Below are 22795 nucleotides of genomic sequence, written 5' to 3'. Positions count from 1 at the left end.
AAATTGCCAATCGGGATCACATTTTGTATCTAGTAATCCCCTTAGACTTTGTTTAATGATAGATAGTCTGTATTTAGTGTAGTCATGATGGTTCTTTTACTTGTATTATTCAGGTTGCGTATTGTACTGTATGAAATCAGTGGTACAAGACCAGCTGATAAACTGGCGGCTATGGAGTACAAAATTGACAAAACAGTACAGCGTGATTTAATAGTAAACATCGCCGATAATATCACAAGAACTGTTGGATAATAAGCTATGCAGGAATTTCACTACTTTTGGGTTTCAGGAACAATGCCATAGAGAGTAGCCTTGATGCAGCGAAGCGTAATCAAGGTTTCCATCACGTGTTCAGGCACCTATGCCTTGTAAGTTCAGAGCGGGTAATCCCTTTCCTTTAAAGGTTTTTTGCAAACACGCATGAAGTCATCCTGACGCTCCCAGATGCCATCCCTGGCATCTGGGAGTTTGCAAAAAACCTTTAAAGGAAAGGGATTACTGGAGAGATTGATAATGGCTGGGTAAAATCGCGCCTGTTTTTCTGAGGGATTTTTGAATAACATGAGAGAGACTAACATAGATTTTTACAAACAGCGCTTGAACCTTTCTGACGCCAGGTTTGTTCGCATAGAGCATGAAGATGCCATTGTTGCTGTTGCTTATAAAGTAATATTGCCCTCGGGTGAAAATTTCATTTTAAAAATAGCAGCGAATACGCAAGATTATTGGCGTGAAATTCATTTTTTAAATTTCTTTGCCGGTAAAATTTTGGTGCCGGCGATTAAAGCGGTTGTGCCGCCAGAAACAGATATTAAGGGTGCAGTCTTGATGGAGTATTTGCCAGGCACACTGCTTACAAAAGAGGACTTCAGAGACTCATTAGCTTTTGAAATCGGTTCTCAGTTAGGTCTAATCCACTCCAATCGCGTAAAAGGATATGGCGACTTAACCCATTCTGATAAATTATATTCCGACCCTCGAGTTCCTTTCACAGCCAAATTTGAAGAGGGGATAGCCGAGTGTAGCGGCCATTTATCTGACGATCTGCTTAAACAGTGTCGACAATTTTATGACGAGCATATTCCACTTTTATTATCAGCAGATGGACCTTGCATTATTCATCGTGATTTTCGACCTGGCAATCTAATAATACAAAACAACAGGCTGAAAGGTATAATTGATTGGGCATCAGCACGAGCCAGTTTCTCCGAAGAAGATTTTTGTTCTATGGAGTTTGGAGGATGGCTTAACGATGCGACTATCAAAGAAGCCTTTCTGCAAGGCTATTCTACTGTCAGGCCGGTTCCTGATTATCAGAGGCTTTTACCGCTTTTAGGATTGAGTAAAGCAATAGCTACCATTGGTTTTACGGTAAAACGCGGTACATGGAATAATGTTAATTCGGGTTTGTATCAAATCAATTATCAATATCTTACAACTACCGGATTTTAATGGTGCCTTGCCAACTTGGCATGTGATTTAAAAGGATTACCTGGACATGATTTTTTTTCTATTGCACTGTTAAAAGCATCATCAAACCCAATTAAGCTGAATTCAATATCATATTCAGGAGGCCATTTTAAGTTTGGGTTTTCTTCTTTTATATCTCCGAATGGAAGAATATCTAAATAACCAAACTTAGGCGATATCACTCGGTGCTCATGTTTATAGTCTGGAATGAATTCAGCGGTATGGATAAAAGCATTTTTGATTTTATAAAATTCATCCCAGTTTTTGCAGCAGATAGCTATATCAGTATCCAGGGTTGCTCGCTGTGCTGCGTTTTTACCAAAGCATTCTAGAAGTATGTCACGAGCTTTAGCGCCAATTAGAAAATAAGCGCAATTATTTGCAATAGCAACTTCATTAATGAGTTTAAATAACTCTATATCGGAAGGATAAAAATTATTCCATTTCATTTTTTATATATTGCTCATAAATAAGACTCGCAGTTTCCTGATTTCTTTCATCAAGCGAATTTAATAAATCTGCATATACCAGAACATGTGGCACAACAGTAGCATCTTCACTGTTAAAATCCCAGAATTTTTTCAAGAGCTCAATATTGCCATGCATATCGTTCTTAAGCCGAAATTTTAACTGTAACTTAGGCAAATCATTCTCGGCATACAAAGTAATGATTTCAGGTTTTAGATAAGGTGTTAATTGGCTGGCTGCAATTTCATTGCCCCAAAGGAAATTAAAGTCATAAGGTTTCGCTTCTTTTAATTTATCAATCATATCGGTAGAAAATTTTCCTTGCATTAATTTAGGGCGTAACTTTTCGGCATACGCAATACACCATTTATTCAAAAGTTCTTCTTTGTTTGTCAAAAAACGATTGCCATTTCGTTTTACGGTAAGGTAATTATATTTTTGGAGCATAAGAAAGGTTTTATTAATACTGCCAAGCGCAACATCACTCATTCTGGCAATCTCTCGATAAGTAAGATTGATAGCCTCTTTAAAAGCTAATAAAACGAAAATAATTTTTATATTGGTGCTATTAAGATTAAAGGCAAGTTCAGGCGCAGATATTTTTTGCGGGCGCTCACCTTTAACAAAGATAAATATTGGTGACTCATTTATATATGCATTTCCAGAATAATCAATGAAGCGAATATTAGCTTGTTGTAATTGTTCTGCAAGTATTTTATTAGCATGGTTAGTAATCAGGATGCTATTTTTATCGCAATGTTTCATATGATTAATCACTGCAGCAATATTTGTCTTATCAATATTTGCAATTAATTCAGGTTTGAAAAAGAGCTCGTTATTTTCTTTAATAGTAATGCCAAGCAGATTTGTCTTCTTATTATATCTACATTCAAAACCCAACTTATTTCTTATAGTCAGTATTAATTCATTAATATTCATTATGCTCACCCAAGGCCTATTGTTCATAATTATAGTATGTTCATGGAAAATGAACAACATGAAAAAATGAACAAATGTTATTTGTTTTTGAAATGCCTGCCCCCACGAAGAGAATTAAACGATATAGGAAAAGTTAACTAACAAAGAAGCTAGAGTAGCCCGTTTCCTTGCAAATGGGATCTAACATTTTATTCATTTGAAAAAACGTAGGGCTTTAAAAGTTTGAAGAGTTGATGCCTATCCGCCGCTCCAGATGCTGCTTGCTCAATAATATCAGGCAAATCATCAAATTCTTCTAAAGCATAACCATTCAAGTCAAGAAAATAAGTTGCCTCAAAAAAGCAGTTCGTTTATTCCCATCAGGAAAAGCATGTGCTTTAGCAATGCCAATGATATAAATAGCTGTTAACTCAGTAATATCACTGACGTTTCATAATAATGATACTGTTCAGCTCGTTTGAGCGCCGACTCAAGTTTACCTATATCCGTTATAGAAGCACTAGATAATATTTCGCCTTGAATAAATACCACATCTTCTACAGTTAAAAAAATTAATTCCATTACTTATCCGCTAAAGCCTTAATGGTCGCAGCATGTCTTTCTTTTAATTTAGCAACTGCATGAGCACGTTTTTCATGTTTTGCTTCTTCAAGCTGAGCCTCTGTTGGTGTACCAACCTTTCCTATAATAAAAGGCTTTTGCCCTTTGCGAGTAAAGCAAATTTGTTCACCATTGGCTATTTTTTCCATGATTTCACATAAATGTTCGCGCATATGAGTATAAGATACTGTTTGCATGATTTTCTCCGTATTTCATGTACATGTACAGTATAGGCATGATGTATGTTTATTTCAAGAAAAGATTTAATTTTTAAACAAAATGGAACGTTGCTTATCTATTTAGAATTAAAAAACGCTCTATCATAGCATTAATTTGTTCGGGAACCTCTAAAGTAGCCCAACATTTTGAGCCTATTACTTTCCCAAGTTCAAATTGAGGCGCTTCTTTTTTTAATTTACTGAATTTGCAATGATGCTCATCAGTTAAGATGCATAATGTGGGAAAAGTGATGTTTTTTAATTTTCCAGCTATTTGCGCATCCCATTCAATAAGTCCTTTAAAAATATTCTGTAAGGCTTTTTTATCAACACTATTAAAAGCCTTCATTGCTATGGATTTGTTCTCGCTACAGGTATGAATAAACAAATCATTTACTAAAGAAGTTACAAAGCTGTTATAGTCATTATTCTCCAATGCATTAATAAAATTATTTATTTCTGCAACAAACGATTTTTCCATAAATATTGGTGGGTCAATCAGGATGATATTCTTAACAGGAAGAGAAAAATTAAGTGCAATATCAATAATAATATCAGCACCATTATTTAACCCAACCAAACATACATTTTCCAGAGATAAATTTTTGCAAATTTGATTTACTATTAAGGATAAATCACTCATTTGATAACCAGATATACCTTTGCTTTGGCTATGCCCTGGTAAGTCAAGCCAAATAACATCACCATATTTTTTTAGCAATTCAATCTGATGAGTAAAAAAGAGATGATTACCGCCTGCATTATGAACCAATATGAAATTAAGAGTTCCATTTCCTGGAAGTTTTTCAAAATAAATTTCTTTAATATCCAATTTCAATCCTAATTTGGCGCTCGCACGTTCTATTATCATTCTAGATCAAAGTGGGAAGTTTTATCAAAGACACCTGATTTAATAATTGTGATCTCATCGGTCGAGATAAAAAATTAATAACACTACTGCCATAGAAAGGAGTTAACACCGACTTCCAGATAGGCTCTTCCTTTTTCCAATCACACGTAGGTTGAATAGAGTGACCCAACAATACCAATTTACAATTGTGATTTGTTCTGATAACCAACTTTGTTGCGTCAAAACGGCTATTGCCTATACAGAAGTTACAAATTAAGAGTATTATTTTGCTTGATTGCCTAATCGGCAGTGAGAACCCTACACGCTAATAAGCCAATATTTACCCCATTTTCTAAGCGCCTATACGGCAGTGAACATTGTCTGGATTAAATGGCGAAACCCGCTGTATTTCTAAGCTGTCTATACGGCAGTGAACCATTCGTTTTGAATAACTTAAGGACAGATGATTTTCTAAGCTACCTATACGGCAGTGAACGCGTACCAGGTGAACGCCTGGTTTATCAAATAATTTCTAAGCTGCCTATACGGCAGTGAACGCGGATACCATCATCAAAAATGGCGGTTGCCTTTTCTAAGCTGCCTATACGGCAGTGAACTTTAAACCACATCGCTAATGTCGTGGCGTACTTTTCTAAGCTGCCTATACGGCAGTGAACGTAGAATGATTCCAGTCTGTTGCCATTCAGCATTTCTAAGCTGCCTATACGGCAGTGAACGATTGTTTGAACAATGGCGGTTAACGCTTGTATTTCTAAGCTGCCTATACGGCAGTGAACGATGTGACCACCAGTGGCGCGAGTTTTGAAGCTTTCTAAGCTGCCTATACGGCAGTGAACGTAACACACAACGCTATAAAATGCTAGGTAATTTTCTAAGCTGCCTATACGGCAGTGAACTTGATAATCGTAGGAGAGTGTATAACATTAAATTTCTAAGCTGCCTATACGGCAGTGAACCAGCGTTACAACTGTCGATAAATTACTGCTAATTTCTAAGCTGCCTATACGGCAGTGAACTCTTATAATCCTTCAATAACAACTCTGTATAATTTCTAAGCTGCCTATACGGCAGTGAACTGTGTTGGATTTTGTCCAATCCTTTTTAGATTTTTCTAAGCTGCCTATACGGCAGTGAACCCGTAATAATTAAATCCTAGAATACTTTCATCTTTCTAAGCTGCCTATACGGCAGTGAACGATTTAAGTAAATCATTATATATCTCAGTAGATTTCTAAGCTGCCTATACGGCAGTGAACGAAATGTATTCCGAACATAAACAGATTGATTGTTTCTAAGCTGCCTATACGGCAGTGAACTTGCATCCAAGATATCAATTATCAACAAAGAATTTCTAAGCTGCCTATACGGCAGTGAACTGCAATGAAAGTATAGCGATAACCGCGAGTTATTTCTAAGCTGCCTATACGGCAGTGAACTATTAAAATAGTTGATAACATCAGCGTACGCTTTTCTAAGCTGCCTATACGGCAGTGAACATCATACAGAGGACTTGAATGTAATTGAGATATTTCTAAGCTGCCTATACGGCAGTGAACATTCCCCAAAGCATAAGAGTGCTATTTTGTTTTTTCTAAGCTGCCTATACGGCAGTGAACCATCACTAGCATCAATTTAACAGCAGGGGGTTTTTCTAAGCTGCCTATACGGCAGTGAACATAAGTAAAAAATTGACGTTCTTCACGTTGTTTTTCTAAGCTGCCTATACGGCAGTGAACATGAACAAAAGGATTTTATCTGTGCTGAGATTTTTCTAAGCTGCCTATACGGCAGTGAACATCACAAAGCGCAAAAGCCGCATTTTTGCTTGTTTCTAAGCTGCCTATACGGCAGTGAACGATTTCTGATGCTGCACAATCGGTTGCCTCTTTTTCTAAGCTGCCTATACGGCAGTGAACGATTTGGTGCTAATTCTGATTTCTTTGAATAATTTCTAAGCTGCCTATACGGCAGTGAACTAGCTGTAAAAACAAAAGTAGTAAATTCTAAATTTCTAAGCTGCCTATACGGCAGTGAACCATAAGTAGCGCGAGGCCGGGGAATCCGAGAATTTCTAAGCTGCCTATACGGCAGTGAACAAACAGGGGACGGGTATCGCTATCGTGGTCGATTTCTAAGCTGCCTATACGGCAGTGAACATTTAGTTTAACGTCGGCGTTTACGACTCGACTTTCTAAGCTGCCTATACGGCAGTGAACTTGTCTACTGCTGCATTTCCTCAGTTTCACCATTTCTAAGCTGCCTATACGGCAGTGAACCAACACTGAAACTTCTGCTGTGTTTCTCTTGCTTTCTAAGCTGCCTATACGGCAGTGAACAAAAGCCGACGGGTTTTGGAATAAATTATACTTTTCTAAGCTGCCTATACGGCAGTGAACAAAGAATGTTTAGAATTGCCGCAGTACCATTCTTTCTAAGCTGCCTATACGGCAGTGAACAATTCATGTTTTCAACAATCGGCTTCATTTCATTTCTAAGCTGCCTATACGGCAGTGAACGCAGAATCGCAGCACGTCGAAACGGAAATCACTTTCTAAGCTGCCTATACGGCAGTGAACAGAAAGCGAAGCCGATTAATCTAGGGTTTCCGTTTCTAAGCTGCCTATACGGCAGTGAACTGCGTTTGTTTAGTTGCAAGACTTGTCGAATATTTCTAAGCTGCCTATACGGCAGTGAACGCCGGTACGGGCGTTTCGCTTGCCTTCGTTGGTTTCTAAGCTGCCTATACGGCAGTGAACCTATAAATGGAATTTTACACCCGCTGCCAGCATTTCTAAGCTGCCTATACGGCAGTGAACGTAGACGCACCGCCCTGAGAAAACGCCAAAATTTTCTAAGCTGCCTATACGGCAGTGAACTCGTTCTAATTATGCTCAGTCTTTGGATATTTTTTCTAAGCTGCCTATACGGCAGTGAACAAAATCTTCAAGATTCTGTGCCTGTTCCTCGTGTTTCTAAGCTGCCTATACGGCAGTGAACAAGCAGTTTTAAATCAAGAGATTTATGCGCAATTTCTAAGCTGCCTATACGGCAGTGAACACAGCCGCGTTCTGTACAAACCGTCAGTACTTTTTCTAAGCTGCCTATACGGCAGTGAACAATTGCGTGCAGCAGTCGAAGCAGCAACAAAATTTCTAAGCTGCCTATACGGCAGTGAACTTAGAATATCGAGGTAAGCAATGAAAATATTATTTCTAAGCTGCCTATACGGCAGTGAACGTATCCCGATAAATTAAATTGTTTGCTTATTGTTTCTAAGCTGCCTATACGGCAGTGAACAACTTAATCGATGCTTTCAAGACTTGGTTAATTTTCTAAGCTGCCTATACGGCAGTGAACTAACAGACTTAGTATTTGATGCGCTAGATAAATTTCTAAGCTGCCTATACGGCAGTGAACCTGAATCAAAATCATTTATTTGCTGTGAGCTATTTCTAAGCTGCCTATACGGCAGTGAACAAAACGTGAACGTGTCGATATCGATTAAATCCGTTTCTAAGCTGCCTATACGGCAGTGAACTATTGGCCCGCGTTAAGTCACATCGGTGAGCATTTCTAAGCTGCCTATACGGCAGTGAACGAAAGGAATTCGAGCCATACCCGGCACTCAATTTTCTAAGCTGCCTATACGGCAGTGAACATCTGCTGTCCAATTGGTATTGAAAACTGTTTTTTCTAAGCTGCCTATACGGCAGTGAACTGGATTTTTTTGATTACGCTTATAAAAATATTGTTTCTAAGCTGCCTATACGGCAGTGAACAACCGCGATATTGTGAGCCGGGCGAGGCTGACTTTCTAAGCTGCCTATACGGCAGTGAACCAAAGGATATCACCGGCTGATGACGCATGTTATTTCTAAGCTGCCTATACGGCAGTGAACATTGCCGGTTGGCATCAATTCTGTCCCGTCCATTTCTAAGCTGCCTATACGGCAGTGAACTTATTAATTGCAAACCCTGCGGCATTTAAAGCTTTCTAAGCTGCCTATACGGCAGTGAACGTTATAACGGCCAAAGAAGAGACGCTAATACATTTCTAAGCTGCCTATACGGCAGTGAACTTTAATATTGATTGGGGGGTGCCAAACACAATTTTCTAAGCTGCCTATACGGCAGTGAACGCAAGCTGTATTAATTCTTGAATGTCCACATTTTTCTAAGCTGCCTATACGGCAGTGAACGGATCGGCACCTACCAAGGTCGCTGCGCCTGATTTCTAAGCTGCCTATACGGCAGTGAACTAGGGCAGGTGGGCAAGGCGCACACTTATTTTTTTCTAAGCTGCCTATACGGCAGTGAACGCAACAAAATGCATTGAGCAATATGTCCAAAGTTTCTAAGCTGCCTATACGGCAGTGAACTATACTTAATATCATAAAAAAATAGTTACAACAAAAGGTTAGTTAAAAAATATCAATTTATCCAGTATTTTTAGTCATTTTTTAACTATTTGATTTATATTTAAATTTTAAAAGAGCTAAAATTATTGGTTAATAAGGTGGTTTTGTTCATAATTTCATTTCCAGAATGAAACGAACTTTTGACTCAACCTAAAAAACCATTTTCTAATACTATCAAATTCTACTTGGCTTACAGTAATTTGGCTTAATCAAACCAAGGAACGGTAGCTGTTTTTGAAAAACCAAATGCATCAAAGCTACCAGAAACCGGTTGTTCAAGAAGCTCACCAAATTCAATATAACGCCGATATCTTTGCCCACTGGAAGTACTTATCAACTCAATATAAGGGTTATCAAATTTTTTAGAGTGCATTTTTGTTTCGTAGGGTTGAATTTCTTCCTCTAATATAGAGCCACGGCTAATCAAGCGTCTCAATTTTGATGGACTCATTGTGGGTTGCTTACGTGAAATATTTCGGAATTTTGAGTTCATGGGTACACGCATAATCATACTTACTTTACAGAGGTCATTCATGCTGCCTATCCAGTTCAAATTTAATAGATTATGCAAAACTGCTTGCCCGCTATGAATACGTATAATGTTTCCCAATGTAATTTTATATTTTGGGAAACTCACACCAACATTTGTGGCAGCTAAGTCATATAAGGCTCTATGAAGTTTTGTATAAAGAGCATTCAATAAAACTGTCTCCGGGAACTCTGGAGTAGGCAAGATTGATATATCTATGTAGTGATCCATAATTACCCCTGTTTCTCGCTTTCGCCAAAGACCCCACCCCGGACTAAAACTGCCATGACAAAGTGTTCGTCTTCAAGCCGGTTAAGTTTATTGCCCCGCGCCCAGTTATCAAAAAAACTATAAAAATCTTGCTTATCTTTGGGGTTTCGGTAAGCTTTTCCCATATTAGTGACGGCTCCATATGGTTCAATAGCAATTGGTCCAACTGATGTTTCTGGATTAGTAAATTCCGGGTACCATGTATCAATAGTTCGTAAGGCGTTGCCAAGCTTTTGCGAATGCATCGCAGCAATACCATCAACATGATAAAGTATCTTACTCTTGTTGCCTTTTCCTTTATCCATTACAAGCTCTTCACTAGGATAAATATCCTGGGCTTTGCCTACTTTAGCGTAACAAATGATTTCTAACATCAGGAAATCATCTTCACTAGCTAGTGTTTTAGCTATGTGCCCGGAGAGACTATCAATTTGCTCATCACGTATGGCCATATTTCGTGGATTATATTCCAAAGCATTAAAGTGCCATTCTTGCTCAGAACCTTTATTTAAAATTTTTACACAAACCTCTATAAATTCTGCTCCCAAGCGATTACGCCACAAAAAACGAGCATTAGCAATATTGAGCGTATAACGGCGTGCAAGCTCTCTAAAGTTATCTTTTTCTATATATTGTTTTACTGCTTGGGCATAAGTTTGCTTAAAAGTTGCATTATTACAGGCTGATGGCTGATGAATACCACCTAATATTTTGAGTGTAAAATGCAATTTCAATGTGTCCTGATTGGTTTCAAGTGCGCAGGTATCAACTGTTTGAAGATTTGGCTTTTCTACTTCTTTGTTTAACTTAAGTGGATCGCTCTGGATCGCTGGTTTTAAACGATTTGAAATTGTGCCTCGAACAGATTTTTCTTTTAATTTTAATGGAGTAACCTTGCTACGATCATCCCATTGAGTTCCATACAGATAGCCATCAGAAGGAACAAACTTCTTTTCAAAGGCTAATACAGAGACAGTACTTTCATTTTTAGACATGTTATTTCTCCTTAATAAACTGGTAATTAAAAACCATCTTTTTCAAATAATGTTTGTGAATCTGATAAAGTTTGTTGGCAAAGATATAGATGATTTTCAGCATCGTAATGATAATGCCAAAACAATTCATCAAAGCTCTGTAGCTTATAGATCATTTTGAATTCACCCAGAGTAACAATAGCTTCCGCAAAACGATGGGGTGTTTCTGGATCTCGTTGATTTTTGACCTGTCCAAGCTCACTGATACCTTGAAAACCTGTAGCAATAGGGACAATCCAGCCACGTTCACCATTTTGGCCTGTTGGCTTACGAGTGCTTCTCCAGGTTACAATGGTTTCTTTATGTTGTACGTTTTGCTCGCAGGAATGGTGGATAGCTAGATAATCAAGTAATGCATCCAGCGCATCTTGCCCTTGCTTCATTGCTTCGACCATCAGTTCGCGCCGCTCAATCAGAGCATAACCAGGCATCAGTTTAGGTTTGATTAGACTGAAATCTCTATAGAAAGCAGGTGGCTCGAACTCTAAAATATCACCACCAGCTATTTTTATTCGGGTTTTAAGATAATGGCTAATTTTTTTAATTAGTTCTGACTCGTCGGGTTTTTTAATATTGGAGCATTGAATAATAAGACTGACCTCTAAATGACATCGCGCCTCTTCAATAAACGAAGTGCGCTCGCCATTTTTGTCTAAAGGATTACCTGTACCAATAATTGAATATTCAAAATCTCCTGGCCCTTTGTATGTTTGCAGATTAAATCGGTGAGATACAATGCCTACACCATCAAAATTTACTGCTATCCCTACAGTATTTAATTCACGTTGTAACGCATGTACCGCACCTAACCATGCGGTAATAGCGGGAAAACCAATAGTATAAGCACTTGATAAAGCATTAGCATTCTGAACGTGTATATGTGGAATTAATAGTGCGGTGTATGTCATCTCAAAGCCTCTCTGTTAGTGATGAGTATCGCTTTAATATACTCATATTCTGCTGAACCCAAAGTAACTGCTTTTCTAATAACTTTTTTGTAGGCTGCAAATATCCAATTGGAGATCTCTTCACATAATTCATCTAACCATTCTTGCTGTTCTATACGTTCTATTTGGTACTCGTTACATAGCCAGATTTTTTGATGCAATGGTAAATTACAAGTTTCTTGTCTATATTGCGCAGCTACAGTAAGTATTGCACTCCTTCGTATAATTATTTTATCCAGAATTTCTTCTAAACGATGATCTCTGCCAATTTCAAGATTTTGACGCGGAATAGCACTATCCAAGCCAGTTTTAAAAATACTATGTAGCTTTTGTAAGGGCTCACGAATATCATAAAAGCGGATAGCATTGATGAAAAAATTTTGGCGTGGAAAATGAATGTTGCGCTGTTCTAATTGAGGAGGAGATGAATCAAGCAAATAAATAGTCTGGTATTTATTGTTGAGGGCGCTTATGTTTTTAGGGTGGTCGCCTCCATGTTTAGTTATGGTTATGTTTGTTAATGTAGAGAACCCTGGAGAATAAAGAATGGATTTTTTTAGTGCTTTTCTACCCAGAAAGGCATGTTTTGATCTCTTATTTAAATCTTCAATTTTATCTTTCAGAGAAAAAACTAAACCAGAAGGGCTAAGTATTGAGAGAAGATGATACATAGAGCCTATAGGGAAATATACTTGCTTTATATGTGAGCTTGTATTTTTATTTTGTGAGGTTAGGCATTGATTAAATTTTTCGATCCATTCCATTGCTTTTTTTTCAGGAACATTAAACACCCTTGCTAAGGAAAAAGAGTCTTTATTCTTAATGTAATCCAACATAGGTAGATCATTTATCATTAACGACAGGAATTTAAATACAATTAATTTATTCGCATTAATATGCAAATCAAAATTAACTTTGATATTCCCTGTTCTGACAAAGCCATCTGGTTTTATTATACTATTATCAAAAAAAAGTTTGGGGTTTTTTAAATATGGATTTGTCATTTTTGCTGGGTGACTAATTATAGTTCCATGTGTGCTGTTTATGGATATTTCATCAATCTTTTTTGTGATTTTAGTTGTTGTAAAATCATCTAAATTCGTACCGTCATCTGTGGTTTTAAATAGATGAAAATAGTCTAAGTAATTTCCATTAAAATTTTTTATAAGGCTAACTAATTTCTCAGTTTCGACATCTGATATGCCCAGCATACTTGGAATATTACAAATCGACGGGTGATTTATATCGCAAGCATATTTGAATGATTTCTCATAAGAAAATGTAGATTTTTTTTCAAGCTCATGAGATGAGCTTAATATCATGAGCGCTTCACAATCCCTTTTTGATTCAGGAAAATATCCAGATGTGGGTTTTTTAAGTAATTCCTCTAAAAATTTAAAGACGTCAATAACCGTTTTGCCTTCAACTGTTTTGATTGGTAGTGAAGCATTTTGCGAATGTGATTTAATCAATTTGTCAATATACGATTTTAATTGAGTTTTATTTTTTTCCATTCATCACTCCTGGTTTTCTTTAAATAATCCAATCTGGTCGTTGTATCGGTAGTTTGGAGTGGGGTCAATTTCAGTTGGCTCTTGAATCACTAGCTCTCCGTATCTCAGTGCAGCATTTAGCAAGCTTATAGAGAGCTGAGCTGCATACATAGATAATATTTGTTTATAATCGCGCAATAGCCAGATGCGTTCTAATTGTTTTTCCGTCAAAGAAAGTTGTCGAATTTGGTGAGCAGAGCGCATATTCACTGGTTCATGATAGACTGCATCACGGATAATATAACCTTGTTCATCTTTCTGTATAAAGCAGGGTTCATCATTATTTTTAAAGTATCGAAATAATCTAATAACTCGTTCCTGGCTGCGAAAGCGATTAAGAGCTTGGGGTAGAGCAGTGAGGTACCAATGTTGAGTCAAATATCCTTGCAAAGTTTCAGGACCTTTTGCATCATATCGTTTAAGCCAATGAGATGTGACAGCATGCTCTAATAGTGCTAGACCAAATTTTATAGGTGCATCTGCATCGATTCGAGGAATAGCATCAAGTCGCTCAGAGATAGATTGCTCATTAACTAATTCTTTAAGGTTGTGAGTATAGCAGGAGGCTCTTCGTTCTTGTCCATTAACAAGGATTTTGCCATTGAACTCGTATCCTGGGCGTGAAAAATAGCAGGCATATTCTTTCTCACCGGATTGAATAGTTTTCCAATTATACTGTAGTAGTCCAATGTTAGGTGCATACACTTCTTCTTTACGATGCCTTCTTACTCGTCCTCCTAACTGTATAATAGAGCGATAGGATGAAGGTTCCACAATAGCCCAATCAAAATCATGATCGCGTCCTACTTCCTCCACTGGTGTTGCTACCAGAATAAATAGTACATGACTTGGTGGTGTATTTTGTATTGCCAAAAGATCTAGATGATTACGTATGGTTTGGTCCTCAAAAGCTACCGGGAACTGCCCGGGTTTTTCCTTATGTTTGAGAACATGATCGAGATGTTTTTCTTGTTCATGCCTTAACAGTAACACTTGTTGGCTATGATAAGGCATTACTCGTAAAGCAATATCCGAAGGGCAATCATAATCCAGAAAAAAACGAGTCAATGCAATGCAAGGTGCTATATTGGCAATACGTATAACTCCAAAAGATACTTGAAGACCAGTAATATGATCAGTTTGATAGTGTAATTGATGTTTGGCCAGTGCGGCATTAAATATCACATTAAAATAAGCAGATTGTTTTGTTTTCTTACTACAGGTGGCCGGCTGATTTAGTATCGATTGACAGTCAATAATGTCTGCTTTTCTTTTTGGAAATTGCCTTGAAAGCTGATCTACTCGTTTTTTAATGAATGTTTGATGGGCGCGTGAGTATTCATTATTTGCCTGCGTTTGCTCTTCTTCATTGTTAACAACAACTGTATTGAATTCATCAATCCAGGCACACGCAATTGTCGTATGGGCATTGCGTGTTTTGGTATACAGCTGCCAACCTTCCCGATAACAGTTAAAATAACCCTCAGCTAGAGATGGTGGTATAGTTGCAGAAGAAATCATTACTTTACGTCCAAGCATGCCGGCCAAATGAATTAATCGGCCAATTGCAATCGCATCTGAATCTGTAAAATCGTCTACTTCATCAATTACCAAATCGGATGACATTAATCGAAGGCAAGGTAAAATGTAACGACCACCTCTTGTGGTTTCAGTAGCAGCAATAACGTGGTCAATTGTACATACAAGAATTGGAGCATAGAGAAGTTTACGGGCTTTATTGTCTGGTAAGATAGTATCCAAACCGTCTTCAGGTATATTGCCATCATAAAAAAGCTCATTCTCTGCCTCGATCAGGCTTTCTCGAGAGTCTGAACCTTTCTCGTGATTATCGACAGTTTTTTCCTGTATTATTTTATCCTGATTATGTAACTCCACAATGGCTTTTGAGCCAATAAGAACTGCTAAGTCACTACCATCTGAATGGTGAAAAATACGCTCTCGGTATTCGTTACCTGTTTGTAGAGTCAATGTACGTAAACCAAGTGCCAGAATATAACGTAAACCACCATTATTTTCAGAAAGTGCGAGCATCATCTTGGCATTGGCAAAAGTTTTGCCACAGCCAGTGCTGGCCATATTGACGGCAAAAAAACCACATTTTTTTTCTTTATGTGAAGATGCCCAGTCTCGTATTTTATTTGCTGCTATATCCTGCCAGCTATATTCTTTGGGGCTTTTCTTTTTAAGGAGAGCAGTATTATCCGTAATAGGGAGTCCTTGCTCTAATTGCGGCAATTTTATTGCATTACGTTTAGTTTGGTGACAGACACCAACAAGATGTTGATCTAACATTTGTTTAGGCAAACCATCTTTTTGAGTATTAGCGATAAGCTCAACGGGGCTTTGCCATACACCTGAGTCTTGTAATGACAAAGATGAAAAATAATGATCGCCTAACATTAAGCAAAGTCGGGCATGATGAAGGATAGGACGATAACAGCCTTTTTCTATAATTTGGTCAATAAGTGATTTTTGTTCAATTAGTTTTTTTGCCCAACGCTTAATTTCTTTAAGCCAAGGACCAGAATTAGTAATTAAACCGTATGGAAAATGTAAACATTCTTCGAGTGTATCTTTAGCTAGTTTATTCCAATAACCCCAATCGTGAGAAATATGCGCCAAAATATCTTCAATATGATTAGCTTCCTCTCCGCTCCATTCGTTTAATAATTCCTTCGTGCTCCATTTTTGTAAAGGTAATCGATGGTGAGTAACAATCAGCCATGTTATCATTTGAGCAATAGGGGGCAAATTTGATAACGGATTTTTAATTTTCTTTAAATCAACTTGTGCAAGTACTAACTCATCAATCACTCCATTAGCAAGCATATTGAGCCAGTTTAGATCTGAATCCGCATCTTGAATAAACGCTTTTAGTAACAAGCAGGATATCCATTCATGTCGTAAAGCATCACCTTGTGATCCTTTGTAGTTTATGCTCAATTTTTTTTGAAAACGAGCAGTTGTTTTGCCCCAGTCATGCAGTAATGCTGCTAGAGATGCTAACGATTGAATTACAGGTAAATAGTGCCAATCAGCTAAATCGTCTCTTAACGTTCTATGTACTGTTGTGCTATTCACTGGTACAATACCTCGCAGATTAAACTTATTTTTATTTCCCACCACCCAAACCAACTCAGTTCTTGCTCGACTTCGTATCCAATGGCAACTCACGGCCGTATTCTTACTGGCGGTTTTACGCAGCAGTTTTTTAACAGCAAGTAAACCCTCCTGAGTAATCACAGTCTGCCAGGTATTGTCACCTATGCGATCAGCAAACGCATCCAGGACACGACGAGTTCTGGCAAGTGCTTTTTTCTCGCATTGTGAAACGAAGACAACCATCATAGCGAATTTTCTCCGTTATTTTCGGTTTCCCAATTGGTATTTAAGGCGATTGCTTTTACCTGATCAAACATAAAATCTAATGCTTTGTGATCAGTAAATGCTTGTAAACACTGCTGGCGAAACTCTTGTTCTGTGAGGTTTTCTTTTGCGCAAATAAAAGCCCAGGGGAGAATCAGGGTATCTTTAATTAAATCTGCTACATCAAATACCAATGCGCCACGCCTGGTTTTGCCGTGCATTACTGCGAAACCGTGAGGGATTCCGAGCACCCATAACGTTGTCGCGGCTAATCCATAGGCAAGATAGTTGCCATGATTCAAAAAAGTGTTCGCTTTATCAGAGGCTTCTCGTTCACGGCTAAATTTGCCGTACTCTGTTCGGTTTGCAGCATAACGATATAGTTGTTTTGTTAGCTCTGCTTCTGCTTGCATCAGGAAGTTAACATCTTTGGCATTTTTGATTTTTGTCTCGCAAATTGTTAGCTCCTGTTCTAACTCATTACAATTGAAACCTTCTGCAGTTAGATCCCGACTTTTAGACCAGTGAGTTTTTAGATATTCAATTCGAGATCTCTGAAACTTTTTAGCAGCATATAAACGTTTTTGGTCATCAAACCAAAATTGCATCCATCCTTGCATATATTCTGTAGGACGGTATTCACTTTGAGGGGTAAGCCATTCTATTTCAGTAGCCATTAGTAAAGGTGTGCCGCCGCCTCCACAGAATCCAACTAATACACCAGCTTGAGCTAGCATTCGCATTGCTGCTTGAGTAATCGACGTCCCAGTACCGAGTAACAGGCATGTTGTGTTAGCAATAGGGATGTTCCAATATTGATTTTCGTCTTTTGCTTCTGTCAGATATAACACTCGACCATCTTTTTGCATAACACGGCACTTTTCCAAATAATAAATGTTCGCGCGTTTTGAATGCAGGATAGCTTTTAGGTCGGTTAGTATTTCCATTCATAGTCCTTCATTATTTTTCTCATTGGTGCTTGCTCAGCTTTGTAGCTTTTGATGAGTCCATTTAGTGTTGCAGAGTGAGTATAGTCTATGCATTCAAATATATAAAGAAACACAAGCTGGAATAATAATCATAAAGCTGGATAGCGGCTTGAAATCAAGGCTACAAAAGCCTTTCATTGTTAATAAATTAATTTTTAATATAGAATATTAAACCCGTTCCCCGCCAGTTTATTAAGAAAGTAAACACAGCAAAGGATTTGCAATGAAAAAGAATAGATTATATTCCCGTTTGCTTTACTTTATATATTTCCTGCCCACAATACTTTGTTCCCATGTAAACTCAGCGCCAGTATTTACATTTACGCCAACTACACCCACAACGATCCAGGTTCCTGCAAATGGCACGGCTATTGTTCAATACCTTGTGACCAATCTATCTTCCCGGGCTCACACACTGATGATGGTTCCGGCAAATGGCATCGCACAAATGACAAGCCCGCAATATTGTACTAATCCGTTTGTTCTTGGCGCCCGGCAATCGTGTCTGCTTACTTTGCAGGTTTCTGGCAGTCAAATATCATCTCAGGCAGTGGGCGGGCCGCAAGTGTGCGAGCAGGGGCCTAATGGAAATCCCAGTCCGTTTTTATGTTACCAACCAAGTCCGGCGAATATTTTAAATATTACGGTGAATCAGGCGTTGCAATCGACTCTTTATGCTGGGGCGCAAAATGGTAATGTGTATTATTCAGCAGATAATGGCTTAAGTTGGGCGGCGTTAACTCCGCCTGCTGGCGGCAGTGCGATTAACAGTGTTGTTGCAACGGGAACGGTATTGTATGCCGGCGCCGCTAATGGCGGCGTTTATTCGTCATTGAATAATGGCGCTAGTTGGTCATTGATTGCAGCGCCTGCTCCAGGCTTTGCTGTAAATGGTTTATATGTGTCGGATAAGCTTTATATCGCCAGTGCATCAGGTATGGTTTTTATCTGTGCTGTGGATGGAAGCGGTTGTGTATCAACTGCGCCTCCTGCTCCGGGCGTTGCGGTTTATGGGGTTTTTGCTACGCTGAATGCGTTGTATATCGCCAGTGCAGACGGCAATGTTTATTTTTCGCAAAATAATGGTGTTGGCTGGACAGCGATTAATGGTCAGCCTGATACCAGCCCAGTGAAAACAGTGTATGTTGCCGCAAATACTTTATATGTTGGAACTGCAACGGAATATGTATATACCAGTACTGCGTTGACCGGGGGCGGTAGTTGGACAACATATGGTCAATCAGCATATAGCCTGTTTGTTAATCCAGACAGCTCAACAGTAATTGCCGGAACACAGGGAGGCTTTGTGTTTTCATTAAGCACTGGAGATACGCTGGGGTTTATTACTTATACGTTGGTTAATAGCGTATATTCTTTTGGAGGTAGTTGATGTTTGCTATTCGTCAAACAATTTCTATTGTTTTCTGTTTACTGCCGATATTTTCAGTTTATGCGGCGCCTGTAATGAAAAAAACCGATTTTCATAATATTGAGTTATCGAGCTTACAACAGGCCAGGTTGCTTGGACCAATTAACCCGCAACAGGAAATTACTTTTACCGTTTGGCTTAAACTCAGGAATAAAAAACAGCTCGATCAGTTTGTTAATGAGTTATACGATCCGCATAGCGCTAATTATCAAAAATTTTTAACAAAGGAAGAATATGAGGCAAATTATGCTCCTGCAGCAAAAGCAGCGCATGAGGTAGAAAATTATTTTATTGCCCGGGGCATGACAACCAGGAGGGTAAATACCAGGATACAGGTGACTGCAAAAGCAAGTCAGATTGAGCAGGTATTGCAGCTGAAACTTAATAATTATTCCTATAATAATAAACCGGTCTATGGTAATGTCTCTGAGCCGAAAATCGATCCTGCTATTGCGCAATACATCGCGGGGATTAGCAATCTGAGTAATATTCCTTATGCGCATCCTAAACTCTTCAAGCAGCCCTGGAAACCCCAAGGCAATAAACAAGTAGAGGCGCTTAATCTTGTTTGGGATTCGTTTACTCCGCAAGCAATCCCCACAACAACATCATTACAGGGCATGACTGGCAGTAATATCCGAACTGCCTATAATCTTGCTGGCGTTACGCCGGTGAATGGCCAGCCTGTCGATGGTACTGGACAGACGATAGTGATTATTGATGGGTGTACCACAGTAACGCCAACCGATATTATGAATGATGCGAACATTTATAATACAGCCAACTCACTGCCGCAATTGGATTCCAGTAATTTTATTGTAGTGGATTATCAAGGCCAACCTTATATCCCGGGGGCATGCTCTGGTAGTGGTTGGGATGGTGAAATAGCGCTTGATATACAGGCTTCTCATACAACGGCTCCCGGGGCAAATATCGTTTTAGTTGTGACGGATGATGTTGATAACACGCAAGTGGCAACGACCATTGATACCATTATTAACAATCAGTTTACTATTGGGGGTTTTTCTAATGCGTATGTGGTATCCAATAGCTGGGATAATGATTTTGATTTAAACAATGAACCTTTGGATGCGACTTTACAGACTGCTGCGGCAATGGGTTTAAGCCTTAATTTTGCTGCTGGTGATTGTGGCGATCAAACGTATAATAGTAGTTGGACTTGCAGCAGCTTTGGGGTTACGCCTTCTATCCAATATCCAGTTAGTTCTGCTTACGTTACCGCAGTAGCCGGCACTAGCCTGTTTGTTGACGCTAATCATAATTATGCGTTTGAATCGGGATGGGGTAATTATAGGAATGGCCATCCTTACTCAGGCAGTATGGGAGGAATCAGCAACTGGCGTGCTTTTCCTGCCTGGCAAGCTCCGATTAGTAATTTTGTAGCTGGCGGTTATGGAATTGTCGGCAATACTAACCGTGCGATTCCAGATATAGCAATGGATGCAGATTATTATACTGGGCTAGTAATTTACCAGGGCGGTTCATTTTATCAGACTGGCGGTGCCAGCCAATCGACTCCTTTATTCTCTGGCGTGCTTACTTTGGTTAATCAGGCACGGAACTTGTTAAATAATGGAGTACCCAGACCGATTGGTTTGGCCGCACCGTATTTTTATACGTTTAATAATCAGCTAAATACTAGCAGGGCATTAAATTTAATTACACCGCCGCATCAAATCATCAGCGGCGCAACGCCAGTGGACAATCCGCCGCCTGGTAAAACTCCGCCAGATTCGGCATTTAATCTCCGAGTCGGTGCGGATATTATTACCTTTAACTGGGATGGCGAGTTAAGTATTATTGAAAATCAATTTTGGAATGATGTGGTAGGTGTCGGCTCACCGAATGTTCCTAATTTTGTAAATGTAATGGCGAGATTATAGGAAACCCGGCGCAGCATCAAGTTTCACTGGCTGGCAACATTCTTGTTGGGTCAAACGACCCAACCTGCATTTTAATTAAACCATAATTATGTTGCGTGTTCTGGTTACACTATACTTGGAACGTTTTGATTTAGGTACTGAGATGACAACAACAAGGCTCGCTGAACTCAGGGGTGCCGGTATCTTTACTTTTTCCTATAGATTCGAAATCACAAGCAAAGATATATCCAATTTTTCTGATATCTTGTGGGCTCATATCGCTTAGCATTTCATCATCGCGAAAAACTAGCGCTGCAGCTGTATGTATTATAATGTCTTCTTGTTTGTCCTTTATTACCAAGACGCATAATCCGTGGGGTAATTTAAAACGTTGCGCAATTAGTTTATATCGGTATTGTTTTGTTGAGGTTCCAGTTTCGTAATTTTTATTATTCATAACCCATATTCCTTATTAGTTCAGTAACTCATATGCAACTTTAAATAGATTTGGCCATTTGAAGTTACTGTAACTTAAACTAAAAGTTACAAAAATGCAACTTAAAATATAATTTCATTTTTTGTTCTATATTTTTGAACAAGTTGATGCTATTGATATTTAAATGTATACTTTCCCCTAACAAATTATTGGAGATTCCGTTTGGAAAGAGAACATTTTGTTCAGGGTTTTTCGCAACGATTAATCATGCTTATGAAAAAAGCTAATTTGATCTCTTCTGCGTCTAAAGCTGGAGTCAAAATTAGTACATTAGCGGAAGTTTGTGGTTGTTCTCACCAAATGGCCAGGCGGTATGTATTAGGTGAAGCCCTGCCAGAGATCGATGTTACTTACAAAATAGCAAACTGGCTTAAAGTCTCTCCTGGCTGGCTTTTGTTTGGTGAGGAAACCAAAATTCCAAGTAATATTACTCAAGAGAATATAATTCAGATTGAATCAGATTTATTTGAATATATCCTGATGAAAAGCACATTATTACTTGAACTCACAAAAGATCCTAAAGAATTAGTTCATTTTATTATCGACAGCGTGCGTGATGCTACTCATATTAAAGCCGATAAAGAAGAGTTGATGAAAATTGTTGATATTTCTGTAAATTCTGCCATGCGTTTTAATGGAATTAAAAATGATAGAAAAACTAAAGTTAGTTCGTAGTCAGCAAGTGCAAGAAAAAATGGTTTCTCTACATCCACATATCACTGATATTTTATTTGAACATCGGCGTTATGTTAAAAACGTTTTTTTACAAATTAAAGGGCATTATGACATAGCATATTTTAGTATTAATATCATTAATCCTTCAAATGAACTTGTATCATTTTCATCCATGCCCCACATTGAGTATAATCTGATTCAGCAAGGATTGTGGAAACATGATCGTTGCTTCAGTAGAAAAGGGTTGAGCAAAAATACATTACTATGTTGGGATAATATTAATGCTGATAATCTATTTGTAGATCAAATTAAAGAGATAAAATTAACAGCTAACCATTTTAGTTTTGGCATGAGCTTACTTAGAGAAATTGATGGATTCAGTTTTTTATATTCTTTTGCAACAGAATCAAATAAAACTGATTTAAAAAAACACTACGATGCACAGATTTATAATTTAATTGATATTGGTGATTACTTTTGTACTTCTGTTCTGAATTTATATGCAGAATATTGTAATGGACACTCTTTACCGCAATTAAATAAATTTAATTCAAAAGCTTCAGATCCTGATATTCGCTCTGTTCTTAAACTTGTAGTTAATAATTTATAATCATAGGTG

Annotated in this window: 17 protein-coding genes and 1 CRISPR repeat array; of the genes, 5 read left to right on the top strand and 12 right to left on the bottom strand. The window is 38.3% G+C overall.

Annotation, left to right across the window (positions count from 1 at the left end):
• Positions 1 to 561 precede the first annotated feature (561 nt).
• A complete protein-coding gene (locus ACFORL_RS09625) occupies positions 562 to 1452 on the top strand; it encodes an aminoglycoside phosphotransferase family protein (protein WP_382343443.1) in 891 nt (296 codons plus the stop codon).
• Here the strand turns inward: ACFORL_RS09625 and ACFORL_RS09620 are convergent.
• The 11 genes from ACFORL_RS09620 to cas1f form a co-directional block, all read right to left on the bottom strand.
• Positions 1449 to 1919, bottom strand: coding sequence for a hypothetical protein (locus tag ACFORL_RS09620; protein WP_382343442.1), 471 nt, complete (start codon positions 1917 to 1919; stop codon positions 1449 to 1451). The genes ACFORL_RS09625 and ACFORL_RS09620 overlap by 4 nt on opposite strands.
• The gene (locus ACFORL_RS09615) at positions 1906 to 2877 is read right to left on the bottom strand and encodes a type IV toxin-antitoxin system AbiEi family antitoxin (protein WP_382343440.1); all 972 of its coding nucleotides are present in this window, start codon (positions 2875 to 2877) and stop codon (positions 1906 to 1908) included. Before ACFORL_RS09615 ends, ACFORL_RS09620 begins: the two co-directional genes overlap by 14 nt.
• Before the next feature lie 310 nt (positions 2878 to 3187).
• Positions 3188 to 3295 carry a Fic family protein gene (locus ACFORL_RS09610; RefSeq protein ID WP_382343690.1) on the bottom strand — a complete coding sequence of 36 codons (108 nt, stop codon included), beginning with the start codon at positions 3293 to 3295 and terminating at the stop codon, positions 3188 to 3190.
• Between the two features lie 142 nt (positions 3296 to 3437).
• On the bottom strand, positions 3438 to 3674 hold the full coding sequence (locus tag ACFORL_RS09605) for a type II toxin-antitoxin system Phd/YefM family antitoxin (RefSeq protein WP_382343438.1): 237 nt from the start codon (positions 3672 to 3674) through the stop codon (positions 3438 to 3440).
• A 94-nt stretch (positions 3675 to 3768) separates the two neighbouring features.
• Positions 3769 to 4527, bottom strand: coding sequence for an alpha/beta fold hydrolase (locus ACFORL_RS09600; protein ID WP_382343437.1), 759 nt, complete (start codon positions 4525 to 4527; stop codon positions 3769 to 3771).
• A 426-nt stretch (positions 4528 to 4953) separates the two neighbouring features.
• Positions 4954 to 8945: direct repeats of the CRISPR family, unit length 28 nt; unit sequence TTTCTAAGCTGCCTATACGGCAGTGAAC.
• Between the two features lie 244 nt (positions 8946 to 9189).
• Positions 9190 to 9744, bottom strand: a complete 555-nt coding sequence (cas6f, locus tag ACFORL_RS09595; RefSeq protein ID WP_382343435.1) for a type I-F CRISPR-associated endoribonuclease Cas6/Csy4 — start codon at positions 9742 to 9744, stop codon at positions 9190 to 9192.
• A gap of 2 nt (positions 9745 to 9746) precedes the next feature.
• Entirely contained in the window at positions 9747 to 10778 is a 1032-nt protein-coding gene (gene csy3 / locus ACFORL_RS09590) for a type I-F CRISPR-associated protein Csy3 (protein WP_382343433.1), read from the bottom strand.
• Positions 10779 to 10804: 26 nt separating this feature from the next.
• Complete coding sequence (csy2, locus tag ACFORL_RS09585) at positions 10805 to 11725, bottom strand: type I-F CRISPR-associated protein Csy2 (protein ID WP_382343431.1); 921 nt, start codon at positions 11723 to 11725, stop codon at positions 10805 to 10807.
• A complete protein-coding gene (locus ACFORL_RS09580; protein WP_382343429.1) occupies positions 11722 to 13278 on the bottom strand; it encodes a type I-F CRISPR-associated protein Csy1 in 1557 nt (518 codons plus the stop codon). The genes csy2 and ACFORL_RS09580 overlap by 4 nt, the downstream gene beginning before the upstream one ends.
• Before the next feature lie 3 nt (positions 13279 to 13281).
• Positions 13282 to 16686: a type I-F CRISPR-associated helicase Cas3f gene (gene cas3f, locus ACFORL_RS09575; protein ID WP_382343427.1), complete on the bottom strand. Its 3405-nt coding sequence runs from the start codon at positions 16684 to 16686 to the stop codon at positions 13282 to 13284.
• Positions 16683 to 17651, bottom strand: a complete 969-nt coding sequence (gene cas1f / locus ACFORL_RS09570; protein ID WP_382343425.1) for a type I-F CRISPR-associated endonuclease Cas1f — start codon at positions 17649 to 17651, stop codon at positions 16683 to 16685. The genes cas3f and cas1f overlap by 4 nt, the downstream gene beginning before the upstream one ends.
• A 265-nt stretch (positions 17652 to 17916) precedes the next feature.
• Between cas1f and ACFORL_RS09565 the strand changes: the two genes are divergently transcribed.
• On the top strand, positions 17917 to 19083 hold the full coding sequence (locus tag ACFORL_RS09565; RefSeq protein WP_382343424.1) for a WD40/YVTN/BNR-like repeat-containing protein: 1167 nt from the start codon (positions 17917 to 17919) through the stop codon (positions 19081 to 19083).
• On the top strand, positions 19083 to 21026 hold the full coding sequence (locus ACFORL_RS09560) for a S53 family peptidase (RefSeq protein ID WP_382343422.1): 1944 nt from the start codon (positions 19083 to 19085) through the stop codon (positions 21024 to 21026). The genes ACFORL_RS09565 and ACFORL_RS09560 overlap by 1 nt, the downstream gene beginning before the upstream one ends.
• Positions 21027 to 21156: 130 nt before the next feature.
• On the opposite strand, the gene ACFORL_RS09555 is transcribed toward ACFORL_RS09560, so the two are convergent.
• The gene (locus ACFORL_RS09555) at positions 21157 to 21462 is read right to left on the bottom strand and encodes a hypothetical protein (RefSeq protein WP_382343420.1); all 306 of its coding nucleotides are present in this window, start codon (positions 21460 to 21462) and stop codon (positions 21157 to 21159) included.
• A 201-nt stretch (positions 21463 to 21663) separates the two neighbouring features.
• Between ACFORL_RS09555 and ACFORL_RS09550 the strand changes: the two genes are divergently transcribed.
• Complete coding sequence (locus tag ACFORL_RS09550) at positions 21664 to 22176, top strand: helix-turn-helix domain-containing protein (RefSeq protein ID WP_382343418.1); 513 nt, start codon at positions 21664 to 21666, stop codon at positions 22174 to 22176.
• On the top strand, positions 22148 to 22786 hold the full coding sequence (locus ACFORL_RS09545; protein ID WP_382343416.1) for a hypothetical protein: 639 nt from the start codon (positions 22148 to 22150) through the stop codon (positions 22784 to 22786). Before ACFORL_RS09550 ends, ACFORL_RS09545 begins: the two co-directional genes overlap by 29 nt.
• Positions 22787 to 22795: the final 9 nt, after the last annotated feature.

This window comes from Legionella dresdenensis (assembly GCF_042649825.1).
In the GTDB taxonomy this organism is placed as follows: Bacteria; Pseudomonadota; Gammaproteobacteria; order Legionellales; family Legionellaceae; genus Legionella_C; species Legionella_C dresdenensis.
The sequence above is the reverse complement of the archived record's forward strand: the minus strand, read 5'-3'. Positions and strand labels throughout refer to the sequence as shown.